General features: G+C 67.0%; 10 protein-coding genes. 3 read left to right on the top strand and 7 right to left on the bottom strand.

The window, feature by feature from the left end; all coding sequences use genetic code 11:
• Positions 1–26: 26 nt before the first annotated feature.
• Positions 27–6581, bottom strand: coding sequence for a non-ribosomal peptide synthetase (locus tag ACT86A_RS09660; protein WP_445091691.1), 6555 nt, complete (start codon positions 6579–6581; stop codon positions 27–29).
• A 498-nt stretch (positions 6582–7079) separates the two neighbouring features.
• Here ACT86A_RS09660 and coaA point away from each other — a divergent pair, with 498 nt between their 5' ends.
• Positions 7080–8012, top strand: coding sequence for a type I pantothenate kinase (gene coaA / locus ACT86A_RS09665; RefSeq protein ID WP_445091692.1), 933 nt, complete (start codon positions 7080–7082; stop codon positions 8010–8012).
• 6 nt (positions 8013–8018) lie between these two features.
• Here coaA and ACT86A_RS09670 read toward each other — a convergent pair whose 3' ends face one another.
• Together ACT86A_RS09670 and ACT86A_RS09675 are read right to left on the bottom strand one after the other, a co-directional pair.
• Complete coding sequence (locus ACT86A_RS09670) at positions 8019–8576, bottom strand: hypothetical protein (RefSeq protein WP_445091693.1); 558 nt, start codon at positions 8574–8576, stop codon at positions 8019–8021.
• 52 nt (positions 8577–8628) lie between these two features.
• The gene (locus ACT86A_RS09675) at positions 8629–9417 is read right to left on the bottom strand and encodes an isoprenyl transferase (RefSeq protein ID WP_445091694.1); all 789 of its coding nucleotides are present in this window, start codon (positions 9415–9417) and stop codon (positions 8629–8631) included.
• Positions 9418–9745: 328 nt separating this feature from the next.
• On the opposite strand from ACT86A_RS09675, the gene trhA reads away from it, so the two are divergent.
• Entirely contained in the window at positions 9746–10432 is a 687-nt protein-coding gene (gene trhA / locus ACT86A_RS09680) for a PAQR family membrane homeostasis protein TrhA (protein ID WP_445091877.1), read from the top strand.
• 21 nt (positions 10433–10453) lie between these two features.
• Here trhA and ACT86A_RS09685 read toward each other — a convergent pair whose 3' ends face one another.
• From ACT86A_RS09685 to ACT86A_RS09700, 4 genes are all read right to left on the bottom strand, one after another.
• Entirely contained in the window at positions 10454–12505 is a 2052-nt protein-coding gene (locus ACT86A_RS09685; protein WP_445091695.1) for a thioredoxin domain-containing protein, read from the bottom strand.
• A 92-nt stretch (positions 12506–12597) separates the two neighbouring features.
• Complete coding sequence (locus tag ACT86A_RS09690) at positions 12598–13926, bottom strand: HipA domain-containing protein (RefSeq protein ID WP_445091696.1); 1329 nt, start codon at positions 13924–13926, stop codon at positions 12598–12600.
• 3 nt (positions 13927–13929) lie between these two features.
• On the bottom strand, positions 13930–14085 hold the full coding sequence (locus ACT86A_RS09695; RefSeq protein ID WP_445091697.1) for a hypothetical protein: 156 nt from the start codon (positions 14083–14085) through the stop codon (positions 13930–13932).
• Positions 14086–14359: 274 nt separating this feature from the next.
• Positions 14360–15004: a hypothetical protein gene (locus ACT86A_RS09700; protein WP_445091698.1), complete on the bottom strand. Its 645-nt coding sequence runs from the start codon at positions 15002–15004 to the stop codon at positions 14360–14362.
• A 408-nt stretch (positions 15005–15412) separates the two neighbouring features.
• Here ACT86A_RS09700 and ACT86A_RS09705 point away from each other — a divergent pair, with 408 nt between their 5' ends.
• Positions 15413–17410 (top strand): APC family permease, encoded by a 1998-nt coding sequence (locus tag ACT86A_RS09705; RefSeq protein ID WP_445091699.1) that lies wholly within the window; start codon positions 15413–15415, stop codon positions 17408–17410.
• Positions 17411–17472 lie beyond the last annotated feature (62 nt).

Consider the following 17472-nt stretch of genomic DNA (forward strand, 5'->3'; position numbering starts at 1 on the left):
TTCCTTCCGAATGGGTGGCTGATCACTCAACGTGCACTTGCATCGCGCGGGACGGGAAAGAACCCCGAGTCGATGAAGGACTCGACATACGCGTCCAGCGCAGCCGAATCGATCGGCGGACAATGGATCCCGTGCCCGGCGAGCTCCATACGAGTCCGGGTGTCATCGACGGCGATTGCCACACCGCCGTAATTGCCGCTGACCAGGGCGGCACGCACCAGCGAGTCGTCGCCGGCCGCGTCGCGCGCCGCCGCTTCCGCGGCCAGTCTGGCGCCGATCTCCTCGACCGAGGCGATCGCGACCGGGATCGCGTGCCTGCGTAGGGATTCGAAGATGTCGCGAATCGCCACCCGCTGCGAGTTCACCAGATGATAGGCCGCCCCGCTGGTGGCTTCGGCCGCCAGCGCCACGATGGCGCCGACGACGTAGTTCACCGGTACCAGCGCCGTGTCGGCGTCGCCGGTGTCGGGCGCGAGCCCCAGGATGGCGGCCGCGCGGATCATGTTCCAGAACGAGTCGTCCGCACTGTTCACACCGATCCGCGGATCGCCGCAGACGATTCCGGGCCGGTAGATGCTTACCGGCACACCGCGTTCACCGGCCTGCCGGACCAGTTGCTCGGCAACCCATTTACTGGCCACGTACCCGTTCCGGGACACCTCGCCGACCCGCACCACCGTGTCCTCGCCACCGCGGAAATCCGGTGCGGGGGCGGCGGGAATCACGGCATTGACGGTGGACACGAAATGCACCGGTTTGATCCGGCCGGTGGTCGCCAGCCGCAACACCTCTCGGGTGCCCGCCACGTTGGCGGCACGCAGCCGCGAATAGGGCTCGATGTGGTTCACCCGAGCTCCGTTGTGGTAAATCACGTCGATCCGGTCCACCAGCCGGTCATAGCCGGTGTCGCCGAGCCCGAAGCGGGGAGCCGCCAGATCACCTGCGACAGCGACGATACGGGTCTCGTAGGCGTCATCCCAGATGCGGTATTTCTCGAGGGCATTACGAATCCGCTTGTATGCCCGCTCGTCATCGTCGCTGCGTACCAGGCACCAGACGCGAGCCGGGGTGCTGGCCAGCAATTCCCGCAGCAGGTGCGCTCCCACGAATCCGGTCGCACCGGTGAGCAGCACATCCATCGGGGTTGCCGAGCGCACCGGCGCGGCGCCGGCACCGTCGATCTCGGGCTCCAGAACGGCATCGGTGGCGATGGTCTCGGAGTCGTCGGCCGGGATTGCCGGCTCGTCCAGGTTGTCGATACGGGCCGCCAGGCCGCGCACGGTGGGTGCGGTGAACAGTGCCGCCATCGGCACGTCGATGCCGAGCCGTGCGGTCAGCGCGCGCTGCAACGTGAACGCCAGCAGCGACGTGCCGCCGAGATCGAAGAAATCGTCCTCGGCGCCCGCACGCGCGATGGCGAGGACATCGACGAACACCTCCGCGACCGCCCGCTCCGTCGGAGTCGCCGGCGCGACGAACTCGCGCGCCCGGAACACCGGCTTCGGCAGCGCGGCACGATCGAGCTTCCCGCTGTCGTTCACCGGGAAGGAGTCGAGCAGCATGATGGCCGACGGCACCATGTACGAGGGCAACACCTGCGCCAGCGACTCGCGCAGAGCGTCGGCCGCGACGTCGGTGGCCGCGACCACATAGGCGACCAGCTGGTCACCGCTCTCCGACGCCGTAACCACGACCACCGCCTGGGCGACGGATGGCTCGGCCAGCAGCGCGGCCTCGATCTCCCCCAGCTCGATCCGGTGGCCACGGATCTTCGCCTGGAAGTCACTGCGGCCGAGATACTCCAGTACGCCACCGGCGGTGGCGTCCGGTCCGGGGGCCGGGGTCTGGGTAAACACGGTCTGGGTGGACACCGTCTGGGTCGACGCGGTCTGCGTCAACCCGGTCTGGGTCGATACGGAGGGACCGCGGACACCGGCACGGCGGCGCACAAGATCACCGGTCCGGTACATTCGTGCGCCCGCCGGGCCGAAGGGGTCGGCGACGAATCGATCCGCGGTCAAGTCCGCACGCCGTAGGTAGCCGCGCGCCAACTGGTCTCCCGCCAAATACAATTCGCCGACTACGCCGGCCGGGACGAGACGCAACCGGGAATCCAGGACATAGGTCCGCGTATTCCACTCCGCGACACCGATCGGCACAGTGGCCCGGTCATTCGTCGACGCGGGCCAATACGTCACGGACACCGCCGCTTCGGTTGGGCCGTACAAGTTGTGCAATCCCGCACTCGACAGCGCGGCGAAATCGGCGACGGTGCTGGGCGGCAAAGCCTCCCCGATAACGAAAACCGCACGCAGCGACGCCAATTGCTCCACTGCGGCGGCGGCCAGGAACACCTGCAGCACAGAGGGGACGAAGTCGGTGATCGTCACGCGGTGGGCGGCGATCAGACCTGCGATGTACTCCGGATCCCGTTGACCGCCCGGCGCGGCGAGCACCAATCGCGCACCCACCGACAGCGGAGCGAAGAAGCCCCACAACGACACGTCGAACGTGGTAGCCGTCTTCTGCAGGTAGACGTCGTCCGGCGCGAACGAATACTGCGCCGCCATCCATTCGATCTGGTTGGTGATCGCGCCATGCGACACCATCACCCCCTTGGGGCGCCCGGTCGATCCCGACGTGAACAGCACATATGCCGGATGGTCCGCACGCAGGGGTGCACGCAACTCGCCGGTGGCGACGGGATCGGCGGCGTATGCCGACAGATCCAGGGCGTCAATATCGAGGACCGGGACATCGAGGACCGGGACATCGAGGACCGGGTCCCCGGAACCGGGGACCGGATTGCCGTTGCCGGTGAGCACGCACACGGGTTCGGCCACTTCCAGCACGTACGCGAGCCGGCCGGCGGGATGATCGAGGTCGAGCGGCAGGTACGCGCCTCCCGCGGTCAGCACCGCATACATCGCGACCAGCAACCCCGGCGACCGCGGCAGCGCCAGGGCGACCACGGACTCGGGACCGATCCCCTGCCCGATCAGGTACCGGGCCAAGCGGTTGACCCGCGCGTCGAATTCCCGATAGGTCCAGACCGTCTCGTCGTGCACCACAGCCACCGCATCCGGTGTCGCGGCAACGGCATGGCGGTAGCCGGTCAGCAAGATACGGTCCGGCACAGGGTGAGCGGTGTCGACCGCGTCGGACAGCAGCCGCACGCGTTCGGCCGCATCGATCACGTCGATATCACCGAGCACCGCCGTGGGTTCGGCGGCAATCGCGGACAGCAGACGCACGAACCGGTCGACAAAGCTCTGCACCGTGTCGTGGTCGAACATGTCGGCGGCGTAGCTGACCACGCCGCCGATCCCGCTCGGCGTGCCCGCACCGTCGTAGGTGTCACCCACCATCCAGTGCAGATCGAACTGCGACACCTCGGTACCGATATCCAGACCCGAGACCGTGAGATCCGGCAGCTCCAGCGCGACGGGCTCCAGATTCTGGAACGATAGTGCCACTTGATACAGCGGATGCCGCGCTGTCGACCGGACCGGTTTCAGCACGTCGACCAGCCGCTCGAACGGTACGTCCGCATGCGCGAACGCCTGGATATCGGCCTTGCGCTGCCGCCCGAGCAGGTCGGTGAAGGTCTCCCCGGCGTCGTAGCGGGTCCGGAAGACCAGGGTGTTGATGAACATGCCGACCAGGTCGTCGAGTACCGCCTCGCCCCGCCCGGCGACCGGCGAACCGATCGCGATGTCGTCGGTGCCGGACAACCGCGCCAGCAGCACGGCCAACGCCGTGTGCACGACCATGAACAACGTCGCGCCCTCGGCCCGCGCCAATTCCACCAGCGCACGGTGGGTTTCGGCATCGATCCGCAGCGCGACCCCGCCGCCCGCGTAGGAGCGCGTCAGCGGACGCGGCCGATCCGACGGCAGGTCGAGCTGATCCGGCAACCCGGCCAGCGCCTGCTTCCAGTAGGCGATCTGCTCCGCCGCCAACGATTCCGGATCATCCTCCGCGCCGAGCAGCTCCCGCTGCCACAGGCTGTAGTCGGCATACTGCACCGGCAACGGCGACCGAGCCGGAGCTGCTCCGGCACAGCGCGCCGAGTACGCGGTCATCAGGTCCCGGGTCAGCGGGCCGATCGACGACCCGTCAGCGGCGATGTGGTGCACCACCATCGCCAGCACATACTCGGGCGCGGCACCGGAGTGATCCGGGTTCGCGCCGTTCAGGTCGAACAGCACCACCCGGACCGGTACGTCGGTAGTGAGGTCGAAAGCGGTACTCACCAAGGCGACGACGGCATCCGTCACGTCGGCCGGCGGGACAGCCCGGACCTCGAGCTGCGGAACCGCCTGTGCCGCAGGCAGGATCACCTGCACCGGAGCATCCTGGGCGTCCCCCGAACCCGAGTCCTGGTGTGGATAGATCGTGCGCAGAATCTCGTGCCGGGCCACCAGATCCGCGATCGCCGTTCGCAGCGCGTCCGTATCGAGGGCACCGCTCAACCGCACCACCAGCGGCACGTTGTAAGCCACCGAGGCGGTGTCGAAACGGTTGAGGAACCACATTCCCTGCTGCGCCAAGGACAACGGGATCCGCTCCGGGCGCGGACCGGCGGTCAACGGCCGGCGGCCCGCCCCGGTCCCGCTCGTGCCCAGATGCGCCGCGAGGGCGGCCACCGTCGACGCCTCGAACAGCAACCGCACCGGAATGCGGGCGTCCAGTGCCGCTCCCAGCCGCGCGATGAGCCGGGTGGCGATCAGCGAATTGCCACCCAGTTCGAAGAAATCGTCGTCGGCTCCGACCGGCGCTGCGGGACGCAGCAGTGCGGTGAACGCGCCGGCGACCAGTTCTTCCAGCGGCCCGGACGGCGCCCGGAATTGCTTCGCCTGCAGCACCGGCGCGGGCAACGCGGCGCGGTCGAGTTTGCCGACCGGGGTCAGCGGGATCTCGTCCAGCACCATGACGGTGGTGGGCACCATGTGCGCGGGAAGGCTGCGTTCGGCGAACGCGACGAGCTCGTCGGGACGGACGACCGCGTCGGCGGCGGCGTGCACATAGGAAACGAGAATCGTTGCGCCACTGGCAAGTTCGTGCCCGACGGTGACCGCGAAGTCGACCGTGTCGTGGGCGCCGAGCACCGCGTCGATCTCGCCGAGTTCGATGCGGAACCCGCGGATCTTGACCTGGAAGTCGTTGCGGCCCAGATACTCCAGCCGCCCATCGACGGTCCGCCGAACCAGATCGCCGGTGCGGTACAGCCGGGCTCCGCTCGGGTCGAACGGGTTCGCCACGAACCGAGCGGCCGTCAACGCGGGTCGCTCATGGTATCCCCGTGCCAGTTGGGCGCCGGTGATGTACAGCTCGCCGACGACCAGGTCCGGCACCGGCTTCAGTCGCGGATCCAGCACGTACTCGGTGATGCCGCGGATCGGCCCGCCGATGGTGACGGTCTCGCCCGGCACCAGCGGCGCGCTGATATTGGTCATGATCGTGGTCTCGGTCGGCCCGTATCCGTTGTAGAACTCGCGGGTGCGGCGCCCGGCAATCGGGATCGTCCAGCGTTGGACCAGATCCGGTGGGCACGCCTCGCCACCGGCCACCACGACGCGCAGCTTGTCCAGTCCGGTCGGGTCGACCGATGCCAGCGCCGTGGGGGTGATGAACGCGTGCGTCACCCGCTCCCGGCGCAGCAGCGCGGCCAGTTCCGGACCGCCGTAGACGGTCGGCGCCGCCACGATCATGGTGGCGGCGCCGCCCACCGCCAGCAGCAGTTCCAGCACCGACGCGTCGAACGACGGCGAAGCGAAATGCAATGTGCGGGACGTGCTCGTCACCCGGTAGCGCTCGCGCTGTTCATCGCAGAAGCCGGACAGTCCGGCCTGCGTGACAACCACGCCTTTGGGCTTGCCGGTCGATCCGGAGGTGTAGATGACATAGGCCGGATGCTGGGCGCGCAACGGACGGGTCCGATCCGCGTCGGTGACCGGCGCGGCCGAGTAGTCGTCGAGCCGTCGATCGACATCCCGTCGATCGACATTCTCGGCATCGATGACCAGCCAGTCCACGTCTTCGGGCAGATCCGGTCGTACCTCGGCGATAGTGAGTCCCAAGACCGCACGCGAGTCGGAGACCATATGCGCGACCCGCTCGGCCGGATAGTTGGGGTCCACCGGCACGAATCCGGCGCCGGTCTTGGCGATGGCCCACACCGCGAGCACCGAGTCCAGCGAGCGCGGAATGCCGATCGCGACCAGATCCTCCGGGCCGATGCCGCGGTCGATCAGCAATCGAGCCAGCCGGGTCGACCGGTCATCGAGGTCGACGTATTCCAGCTCACCCAGCCGCGTCGAGGCGTCCGCGTAGACCACCGCGACGCCGTCCGGATTGTTCTCCACCGCCCCGGCCAGCAGCTCGGGCAGCATGGTGACACCGACCTGCGCAGCCTGGCTCGGCTCGGCAGGGCGGATCGGCGCGGTCAGTGCCCTGTCCTGTTCTGCGACGTCCTGTGCTGCGACGTCCTGTTCAGCGACGTCGAGGATGCCGATCGCATCGACGATCGCGCACGGATCGGCAGCGACAGCGACGAAAATCCGCTCGAATCGCTGCACGGTCGCTTCCTGGCATAGGTCTGACGCATGAATGAACACTACGACGCGCTCGTCCGGCGCTCCATCTCGACGGTGCCTCCACGTCCTTGGGCTTCCCGGTCGAGCCGAGGTGCCGAGGACGCACGCTGTGCGCCGGGATCGATCGGGCGCACCCGGCCGCGTAGGAGACCGATGGCGCGCCTGCTCGGCGATTCGCTCGATCCGCGCTGGCCATCGAGTTGGATCCGGTCCCTACCGGGCGCCGCGCCCGAAGCCGAGAGAAGGCGCGCGATCCGCGCATTTTGTATGGCGAAACTCAGTCCCATTCGGAATTGCATTTCGGTCGGTGCACAATCGGCTTCCATCCGGCCGTCGAGCCGGTTACCGGCCGGTAGTAGACCCCACTCATCACGTCAGCACGGCAGAGAGCAGAATTCGGCTATGCGGCGACAGCTAGACCGAATCTCACCGGATCCGCGCGGTAACCGTGCGTGTTTGCCGAAGGGGAGTGTCAGGTAAGTGGCACGGATGAGCGAGCCGAGTCCATACGTGGAATTCGACCGGAAACTGTGGCGAACCCTGCGTAAGTCGACTCCCCTGGTGCTCACCCAGGAAGAACTGATCGGGCTGCGTGGCCTCGGAGAACAGATCGATCTCGAGGAAGTCGCGGAAGTCTATCTCCCGCTCGCTCGGCTCATTCATCTGCAGGTCGCCGCTCGCCAGCGCCTGTTCGCCGCCACCGCGACCTTTCTCGGCGAAACCCATCCGGATCATCAGGTACCGTTCGTGATCGGCGTCGCGGGCAGCGTCGCGGTCGGCAAGTCGACCACCGCCCGCGTGCTGCAAGCACTGCTCGCGCGCTGGGATCACCATCCCCGCGTCGATCTGGTCACCACCGACGGATTCCTCTATCCCACCGCGGAACTCACCCGGCGCGGCGTCATGCACCGCAAGGGATTCCCGGAAAGCTACGACCGTCGCAAGCTGCTGCGATTCGTCACCGAGGTGAAATCCGGTGCGGCGGAAGTCTGCGCACCCGTGTATTCACACATCTCTTACGACATCGTGCCGGGGAAGCTGCACTGCGTACGGCAGCCCGACATTCTGATCGTGGAGGGCCTCAACGTGCTGCAGACCGGTCCACGACTGATGGTCTCGGACCTGTTCGACTTCTCGATCTACGTCGACGCGCGCATCGAGGATATCGAAAAGTGGTATGTGCAACGGTTTCTCACGCTGCGCGAGACCGCGTTCGCGGATCCGAACGCGCATTTCCACCACTACTCGGGATTCACCGACGAGCAGGCGACCGCCGCCGCGCAGGAGATCTGGAACAACACCAACCGCCCCAATCTGGTGGAGAACATTCTGCCCACCCGGCCGCGGGCCACCCTGGTATTGCGCAAAGACGCCGACCACAGCATCAACCGGCTGCGCTTGCGTAAATTGTGATTTCTATTACAGCTGCCACGCTTGATCGAGGCGCCGGGCGACATCGATATCGCAGGCGGCGGCTACATCCGGCCTGCGGATTTCGGTAGAAATATAGCGGGCGACGAATCGCCTGACCTCATGATCGACGCCGGCGAGGACGCGCAGCCACTGGCCTCGCCTGGTCGCGGCGGCGACATCGACCCGGACGTCGGCCGGACGCGGCTCGGCGATCTCGATCACCACCCGCAACGGCGCGGCGGTACGCACCGTCAGGTGCAGGTGAACCGTGCCTTCGACGTGGAACCGATGCCGATCGACGGCCACGTCCAGCAGCAGGTCGAGTTCCAGCGGAATGATCTGCTCGAAGCAGATCAGCTCGCCATCCAGCCGGTGCAGCCGCGACCGGCCGAGCTGGACCTCCGCGGTCACCTTCGCCAGCCGCCCCGGGCCGACGCCGATCGGGCCGAGATCGAAAGCGGCGCCGGTCAGCCGGCTGAATGTCGCCAAGATGCGCTCTTCGGAGGCTGCGAACTCCAGAAAGCGCCTACCGAACTCCGGGTAGCTGACGAAATCGGCGCTCATCGCACCGCGCGGTGAGCGAGAACAGCGGCAGATCCGCCGCACAGAGACCGGCTCAGACGCCGAAGCGGCGATGGCGTGCGGCGTAGTCGCGCAATGCCCGCAGGAAATCCACCCGCCGGAACTCCGGCCAGTACGCCTCGGTGAACCATATTTCCGAGTATGCGCTCTGCCACAGCAGGAACCCGGACAATCGCTGCTCACCGGAGGTGCGAATAACCAGGTCGGGGTCCGGCTGGCCGGAGGTGTAGAGATGCTGGCCGATCGCGTTCACCGTGATCGACTGGACCAGGTCCTCACCCGTCTCGCCCGCAGCGACCTCCTGCCGGACCAGCGAGCGCACCGCGTCGGCGATCTCCTGCCTGCCGCCGTAACCGACCGCGACGTTGACGTGCACACCATCGCGACCTTCGGTGCGCTCGGCCGCGGTACGCAGCCGCTTGGCGATGAGTTCGGGGAAGCCGTCGAGTGAGCCGACGATGCGCACGCTCCAGGTCTGCTCCGGTGCCGACAGTTCCTCGACCACGTCGGTGATCACCTCGAACAGCGTCTCCAACTCGTCCGGATCGCGCCGCAGGTTCTCGGTGGACAGCAGGTAGACCGTGACCATCTCGATGCCCTCGGCCGCGCACCAGCCGACCAATTCGGCGATCTTCAGCGCGCCGACCCGATGACCGTGACTGACGTCGGTGAAACCGTTCTCCCGCGCCCACCGGCGATTGCCGTCGCACATCACCGCGACGTGGCGGGGATGCTGTTTGCCGGCCAGCTGCCTGGACAGCCGGGCCTCGTAGATGCGATACGGCAGACCCCGCACCTGACTCGGAAGTTCCACGCGGGCCACCCTACGCCTCACCGACACGATCTCGGCATCGACCGGGATACGCCGGTACAGTACTGTAGAGCCGTAACTTACGGTTCCGTAGGTTACTCACGGGTTCGGCTGAGCGGCTGCGCCATCTCCGCTCGGCCGGCACGCGGCTACGGCCGGACTGCTCCGGCTGTGTCCATGTGGGCCGGAATCCTCCGGCTGCGTCCATTGGGCCGGAATCCTCCGGCTGCGTCCATTGGGCCGGACTGCTCCAGCTGTGTCCAATTGGGCCGGACTTCGTCCGGCTGCGTCCAATCAGGAGGTACTCGTGTCCGAACCGGTCGGCGCCGCCGACGCGGCACTGGTCACCACGGGCCCGCACGCGGCGGGCGAAGCGCTCGCGGATGTGCTCGTCAAACCACGCCTGCGCGGCTGGATCCACACCTGGGCCGTCGGCGTCGCGGCGATCGCGGCCGCGATATTGATCGCGACCGCCGCCACGATCTCGGCGACGGCGGGATGGTCGACGCTGGTCTACGGGTTCACCGTGTGCGGACTGTTCGGCATCAGCGCGATCTACCACCGGGTGACCTGGCCGACCGTGCGCGCCCGCATCCGGATGAAGCGGGCAGACCATTCGATGATCTTCCTGTTCATCGCGGGCAGCTATACGCCGTTCGCGTTACTCGGGCTGCCCGGACGGACGGGGCAGACGTTGCTGGCCGTGGTCTGGGCGGGAGCGCTGGCCGGGGTGGCGCTGAAACTGCTGTGGCCGACCGCGCCCCGCTGGGTCGGCGTTCCGCTATATCTGTTGCTCGGCTGGGCCATCGTGCCGGTGGCCGGACAACTGAACAGCCAGATCGGCATCGCGCCGTTGATCCTGCTGCTGATCGGCGGACTGTTCTACAGCGGCGGCGCCATCCTCTACGCGACCAAGTGGCCGAATCCGTGGCCGACTGTGTTCGGTCACCACGAGTTCTTCCATGCGGCCACGGCCCTCGCGGCGCTGACGCACTACGTCGCGGTGTGGCTGGTGGTCCTGCGCTGAGCGCATCCAGCCGGCGCGTTGTCAGTTCCGCCGCAGCGCCATGCGGAGCTGGTCGGGGGTGGAGACCGGCAGGTCGCACACCGAACCGCGGCAGACATACGCCGCGGCGGCGTCCCGAACCAGTGGCCGATCGGCCAGCAGCGGGACGGCATCGGGAGCGGCAGCGAGAACGACCGAGCCGCCAGGAGCGGCCAACCGGGCCGCGGTGAGCAATTCCATTGGGCGGGAGCCGGATTCGGTGGCGATCGCGACCTGGAGCGGCCCGCGCAGGGCCGCCTCGGCGACCGCCAGCCATTGGCCCGCCGAACGAGGAGCACGCGCCAGCACGATCGCGCCGCGCTCGAGCGTGCGGTCGGCGTGCTCGCGGTAGCGTGCCGCGCGCTCCGGGTCGCTCACGGCCGCGGCGGTGAGCAGCGCCTCCGCCAGCGCCGACGCGCCGGCCGGCGTAGCGCCGTCGACCGGATCGCGCGGACGGGTGACGAGCGTTTCGGCGTCATCGGCGGTGTCGAACCAGCCGCCCAGCTGGTCGGGGTCGGCGAAGTGCTCGATCGCCGTGTTCAGTAACTGTTGCGCGTCGTCCAACCAGCTGAGTTCACCGGTGGCCTGGTGCAGCGCGAGCAGTCCGGTAACCAGCCAGGCGTAGTCCTCGAGCACGCCGGGCGCGGCGCCGACGACACCGCCCAGCGACGCACGCCGCAGCCGCCCGTCCACGACGTGCTCGGCGAGCAGAAACCGCGCACACCGGACGGCGGCAGCCACCCAATCCGGTTCGTCCAGCGCGCCCGCGGCTTCGGCGAGCGCGGTGATCGCCATCCCGTTCCACGCGGTCACCACCTTGTCGTCGCGCTCGGGCTGCGGACGGCGATCGCGCGTCGCGATCAGCGTCGCCCGAACGCGTTCCAGGCGGGCGTTGTCCGCCGCGGCGGTCGGCTCGGTGTATCTGGTCAACACGGACGTGCCCTGTTCGAAGTTCCCCGCAGTGCTGACGCCGAAGAATTCGGCGGCCCATGCCCCGTCGATCGCACCGAGCGCACCGGCCAGCTCAGCGGGATTCCACACATAGGTCGCACCTTCGACGCCTGGTTTACCGGGCTCCAGGTGCGTATCGGCGTCCAGCGCCGAGGCGAAGCCGCCCTGCGCCGTGCCCAGGTCGTCGAGCAGGAACCGCACGATCTCGCGAGTGACCCGGTGCGACAACGATTCCGGCTGCGCCGACGCGCTGCGCCGCGCCAGGTGGGCGTACGCGCGCAGCAGCTGCGCGTTGTCGTAGAGCATCTTCTCGAAATGCGGCACCACCCACGCGGCATCGACCGAATACCGGGCGAAACCCCCACGCAGCTGGTCATAGATGCCGCCGCGCGCCATCGCCTCGGCGGTCCGGGCGACCACGTCGAACACGGCCGGATCGCCGGTCCGCTCCCAGTGCCGCAGCAGACCCTCCAGCAACGCGGACGGCGGGAATTTCGGCGCCCCACCGAAGCCGCCGTGCTTCTCGTCCTCCTCGCGCAGCACGGCGGCGACGGCGTGGCCGAGCAACTCTGCGGTAATGGCCAGATCCGCGTCGGGCAGCCCCGCCGCCTGCGCGCGCAGCGCCTCGGCTATCTGCGCGGACGCTTGGTCCACCTCGTCGCGGCGGGTGCGCCAGGTATCGGTGATCGCGGTGAGCAACTGCGTGAACGACGGTGTGCCGCCGCGCGGAAGTTTCGGATAGTAGGTGCCGCAGTAGAACGGTTCGCCTGCCGGGGTGAGGAAGCAGGTCATCGGCCAGCCGCCCTGTCCGGTCATCGCGACCGTGGCATTCATATAGACCGCGTCCAGATCGGGCCGCTCCTCCCGGTCGACCTTCACGCAAACGAAGTTCTCGTTCATCTGCTCGGCGGTCGCCACGTCCTCGAACGACTCGTGCGCCATCACATGGCACCAATGGCAACTCGCGTACCCGATCGAAAGCAGGATGGGCATGTCCCGCTCACGCGCTTCTGCCAGCGCATCGGCATCCCATTCGCGCCAGTGCACCGGGTTGTCCGCATGCTGGCGCAGGTACGGAGAGGTCGCCTTACCGAGCCGATTCATGGCTCCACCGTACGACCACTCCCGGCGCCGCGCGGAAACCAACTCCTCGACTCTCCGGTGGCGGAAGACAACAGGGGCGAGCGCTCTCTTCGTCACGGACGGCGTTGCCATGTCGATTGGTCCAGTGTTCGATGAGATCGCGGACCCTCAGCCCGGGGTGCGCCGAGTGGTCGACCGGATTCCAGTCGATCGAGTCGAGTTCGGATAAGACCGATCATCTGCTCGCTGGGCCATCCGGCCGTCAGCCCGGGACCCAGCGCGTCGATCGCTGTACGCACCGAGCCGCCGAGGTCGTCCAGGCTCGCATTCGCCTCGGCCTCGGGCATCCCCATAGCCTTGGCCTCATCGATAAGAGCCGCGCGGTCAACCTTCGCCAAGGTCACCTGGGTGCCGACCGGGGTCGCCATATGACCGCTGAGTTCGGGATAGACCAAAGTACACAGGCAGTCGTACAGCGGTGCGAGCGTGACGCTTCCATCATCCAGCAACAGCGAATAGTTCTTCCCGTGACCGTCCTCGTCGCCGACGATCACACGGAAGGCCAACAGGCGGAACAGCCGCTCGAGCTCGAGGCGGGGTGATTCGGTGAACTGTCTGAGCAGCTTGGCCATTCGCTTACTCGGCCGGCTGATGTGATACTTGTCCACCGGCCGCAGCCCCACGGCCTGGCACATGTCCTCCTGGTGGAGCCGATCGATGGATCCGCCGGCTCGTATCGCGCGGTCGTAGCGTTCGGCCACGAGCACTTCGACGCCACCTACGTCCTCGACCCACACCGGACGATCGGTCAGCCCGATCTCGCGAGCCAACGTCATGACAAGCGCCTCGTTCCGCGCGCTGTGCGGCCAGACGCCAGTGGGCTTGAGAATATGGGTCGACGGTGCTCCGTCCACGGGTTCGCACCAGCGGTCACCGATGCGGGCCAGGAGCAACTTGGGTTGCGCCCCGGCCAGCATCATACGAATGTCACGACTGAGGTCGGCACCCAGAGGATGCTCCGGCAGGGCCGTCACCAGCCCTGCCAAACCATTGGCGTCGACCACTTCGTACCGGCCCCCTGTGGGCTTCGCCGAACCCGCGGGCATCGCCACGACGGCACCGGCGCATTCGCGGCCATAGGCAGCCAGTAACAACACGGTGTCACTCGCAGCGTCAGGAGCACCGTTACGCAGTCGTACGCCACGCACCTGCGCCGCCGCGGTCTCCAACGCTCGTCCCTCCGGAAGCAGCCCTTCCAAGAAAGCGCGAGCCATTGCCGGAGAGCTGGGCCCTGGCGTAGGTAGCGAACAGGACAACAGCGGAACTTCGCTGCCGACTTCGGCCGCGACCTGGTCTTCGTAGACAATCCGGACCTTGGCTCCGCGATCGCGGCTGATCGTCCGCGCAACCAAACGGCCGCCGAGCCACAGATCCAGTTCCATGCGTCACGCCCGCCCGCGTGGCCGGATCGTCAACTCGAGCCCCAGCGCGGCCAGCGCATCGAAAATCAGCTCTACAGCCCGAGTCTCGTTCCCCGCCTCCAGCACGTGGATGGCGTATCGGTTGGCTCTCGTCCGCTCGGCCAACTCGGCTTGCGTCATCCCGGCCTCCACGCGAGCAGCGCGAACCGCCCGCCCCAGAGCCTCCGGGGAGCGAATAGGCGTCGATCCACCTCGCGTCGATGTTGGCATATTCCAACATTATTCCGCACAGGTGCCGATGTCAAAAAATTGTCACATTCAGCGCTCCGCTCCAAGATGTTGGAAAATGATCACGTCATGGGCGGCACGCTACGGCTCGTCGTAAAAGGCCCCTTAACGATGCCCGCCTTTCACCCGGCTTCACCCCGCCACAGCCCGACGCCGGACCAGCAGGTCAGCGGTTCGGATATGGCGGCCGGCCGTACGGTGGAGCCGGATGGACCGGCGGCGGAGCGGTTGGATGTCCGTATGGCTGGGGAGGCTGGTGGCCGTACTGCGCGAACGGGGGTTGGCCATATGGCGGTGCGGACTGGGGGCTGTACAGCGGAGTTGATCGACGACGTGCCGCGATCCACCGGCCGGTCGGACTGATGGCGGCGAGGACGAGTGTCGCCAGTGTCAGCACGCCGCCGACTATCGGCTGCAGGCCGAAAAGCCCTACCCTCGCGAGTCCCACAGCCAGGTTGATCAAACTCAGTGCGCTGCCGACGATCACCAGAACTCGGCCGGCAGTCGATCGACACAGCAGCAGGACACCGCCCAGAAGGAGCAGGAACGCCACGAATCCGGCCACCGCCACGCTGATCAGCGCAAGACCGGCCAGAGTGTCGAAGATCCGCAATTTCACCAACGACACGAGGCCATACATCTCCCAACCGCCACCCAGCAACGCGAGCAATCCCGCCGCGATCCCGCTGCCACCACCCGCCGAAGATCGCGGCGCCCCGTAGCCATCGCCCGGCAGGTGGGGATGCGGGGGCGGATAGCTGCCCGGTGCCGCGCCGGGCCAGCCCTGCTGGAAACTCATATCGGTAGTCATTCCTCCTCGGTCGCGGCGGACCGTGCCCGAGGTCGGCTCGCCTTTCGCTGTAGCACTGGATAGATGCCCTGCCGCCGGGTCGGCTACACCTGCCGCAGCCCGAATCCGGGTCCTGATCCGGCAGAAATCCAGAGGGCACCGAGAACCGCATCGAGCACTACGTCTGCCTGGGATGCTTCCACCAGAGCCGGAAATATGACCTCGCCGTCGAAGTAAGTAACGCACCGCTCAGCGTGGTCGGATCGGTTGACCCTCCTGGGTGTGCGGCGAGCAAACAACGCTGAATGCGATAAAGGGCCAGGTGTAAGCCCGTTAATGCATTTCATCCGATGATCGGGCAAATTTTTACATTTTCTCTACGGCCCGAGCCGTATCGGCACCCCCTGTGCCGCCTTACGCTCAGTCATCGTGGTTTCACCGATCGATATCGCCAAGCGAGTTGTGCTGGGACGCCCGTTTCGTAGCGATCGGCTCGGTGAGACGTTGCTACCGAAACGCCTGGCGTTGCCGATTTTCGCCAGCGACCCGCTGTCCTCCGTCGCATACGCGACTCAGGAAATCCTGCTCATCCTCACCCTCGGCGGGCTCAGCTACCTCTATCTGACGCCGTGGGTGGCCGGTGGTGTCGTCCTGTTGCTCGCGGTTGTCGCGCTGTCGTATCGCCAAGTGGTGCAGGCCTACCCCTCCGGTGGCGGCTCCTACGAGGTGGTCGCGGAGAATCTCGGCGCGCTCCCCGGTCTGGTGGTCGCGGCGGCGTTGATGGTGGACTACGTGATGACCGTCGCGGTGTCCATCGCGGCAGGTGTGGACAACATCATCTCCGCCGTCCCGAGCCTGTACCCCCACCGGGTGTTCATCGATATCGCGTTGATCGTGCTGCTGACAGCGATGAACCTGCGCGGCGTGCGGGAGTCCGGGCGTACGTTCGCCATTCCGACCTATGGATTCGTCCTCGGGGTGCTGACGATGGTCGCGATCGGCCTGGGCGAGACGGTATTCGGGCATGCGCCGGTCGCGGAGAGCGCACACTACGAGATACACGCAGAACACGTCGGGCTGAGTACGGCAGCGGTGACGTTCCTGGCGCTGCGCGCGTTCGCCTCCGGCTGTACCGCGCTGACGGGCGCGGAAGCCATCTCCAACGGGGTGCCGGCGTTTCGGAAACCGAAGGCCCGCAACGCAGCTCGCACCATGACCGCGATGGCAGTCATCGCCATCGTCATGTTCTGCGGGGTCACCGCGCTGGCGATGATCTCCCACACCCGGGTCACCGAGAACACCTGCGATCTCATCGGATTCTCCGGCGACTGCCACACCGACGCCCAGAAGACGGTGATCGCCCAGATCGCGGCGGCAGTCTTCGGCGGCAGCAGTCTCCCGTTCTACTACCTGATGGTCACCACCGCGCTGATCCTGATCCTGGCCGCCAACACCGCCTACAACGGATTCCCGCTGCTGACATCGATTCTGGCCCAGCATCGGTACCTGCCCCGCCAACTCCACACCCGCGGCGACCGCTTGGCGTATTCCAACGGCATCATCCTGCTCGCGCTGGTCGCGAGCGGACTCATCTACGCCTTCGACGGGCAGACCTCCCGGCTGATCCAGCTCTACATCGTGGGCGTGTTCACCTCGTTCACGTTGTGCCAGACCGGCATGGTCCGGCACTGGAATCGGGAATTACGCAGCGCGACACTTCCGATCGAACGATTGCGTATCCGGCGAAGCAAGCTGATCAATGCGGTCGGCGCCTGCTTCACCGGCGTCGTTCTCGTCGTGGTCATGATCACCAAGTTCAGCCACGGCGCCTATCTGGTCGTGATCGCGATGCCGGTGCTGGTCCTGGTGATGTACCTCATCTACCGCCACTACACGAAGGTGCGCGCCGAGCTGGCGATCGACCCCGACGACACTCCTACGCTGCCGGGCCGAGTCCACGCCATCGTGCTGGTGTCCGGCTGGCACAAGGCAACCCAGCGCGCCGTGCAGTTCGCCCGCGCCACCCGGCCCGACACCCTCACCGCGATCACCGTCAACGTCGACGACGCCGAGACCCACGGCCTGGTCCGAGACTGGGAACAGCACGACATCGCCATCCCGCTCAAAGTCATCGAATCCCCGTACCGCGAAATCACCCGTCCCGTAGTCGAATACATCAAACGGCTGCGCCAATTCGGTCTCCGCGACGTGGTGAGCGTCTATATCCCGGAGTACGTCGTCGGTCACTGGTGGGAGAACCTGCTGCACAATCAGAGCTCGCTGCGCTTGAAGGCACGGCTGCTGTTCGAGCCCGGTGTCATGGTCACGAGCGTGCCCTACCAGCTGCATTCGTCCCGACTGCGGGACTTCTCCAAGGTCACACACAGTCCTGGCGAAGTCCGTCGCGGAATCACCGACGCACGATGACGACCGGCTGAGGTCGCCGCCTCCGCCACACTGCCATCGCCGGGGCGGTGCCGCGCGCCAGC

This window comes from Nocardia glycosmidis (genome assembly GCF_052545115.1).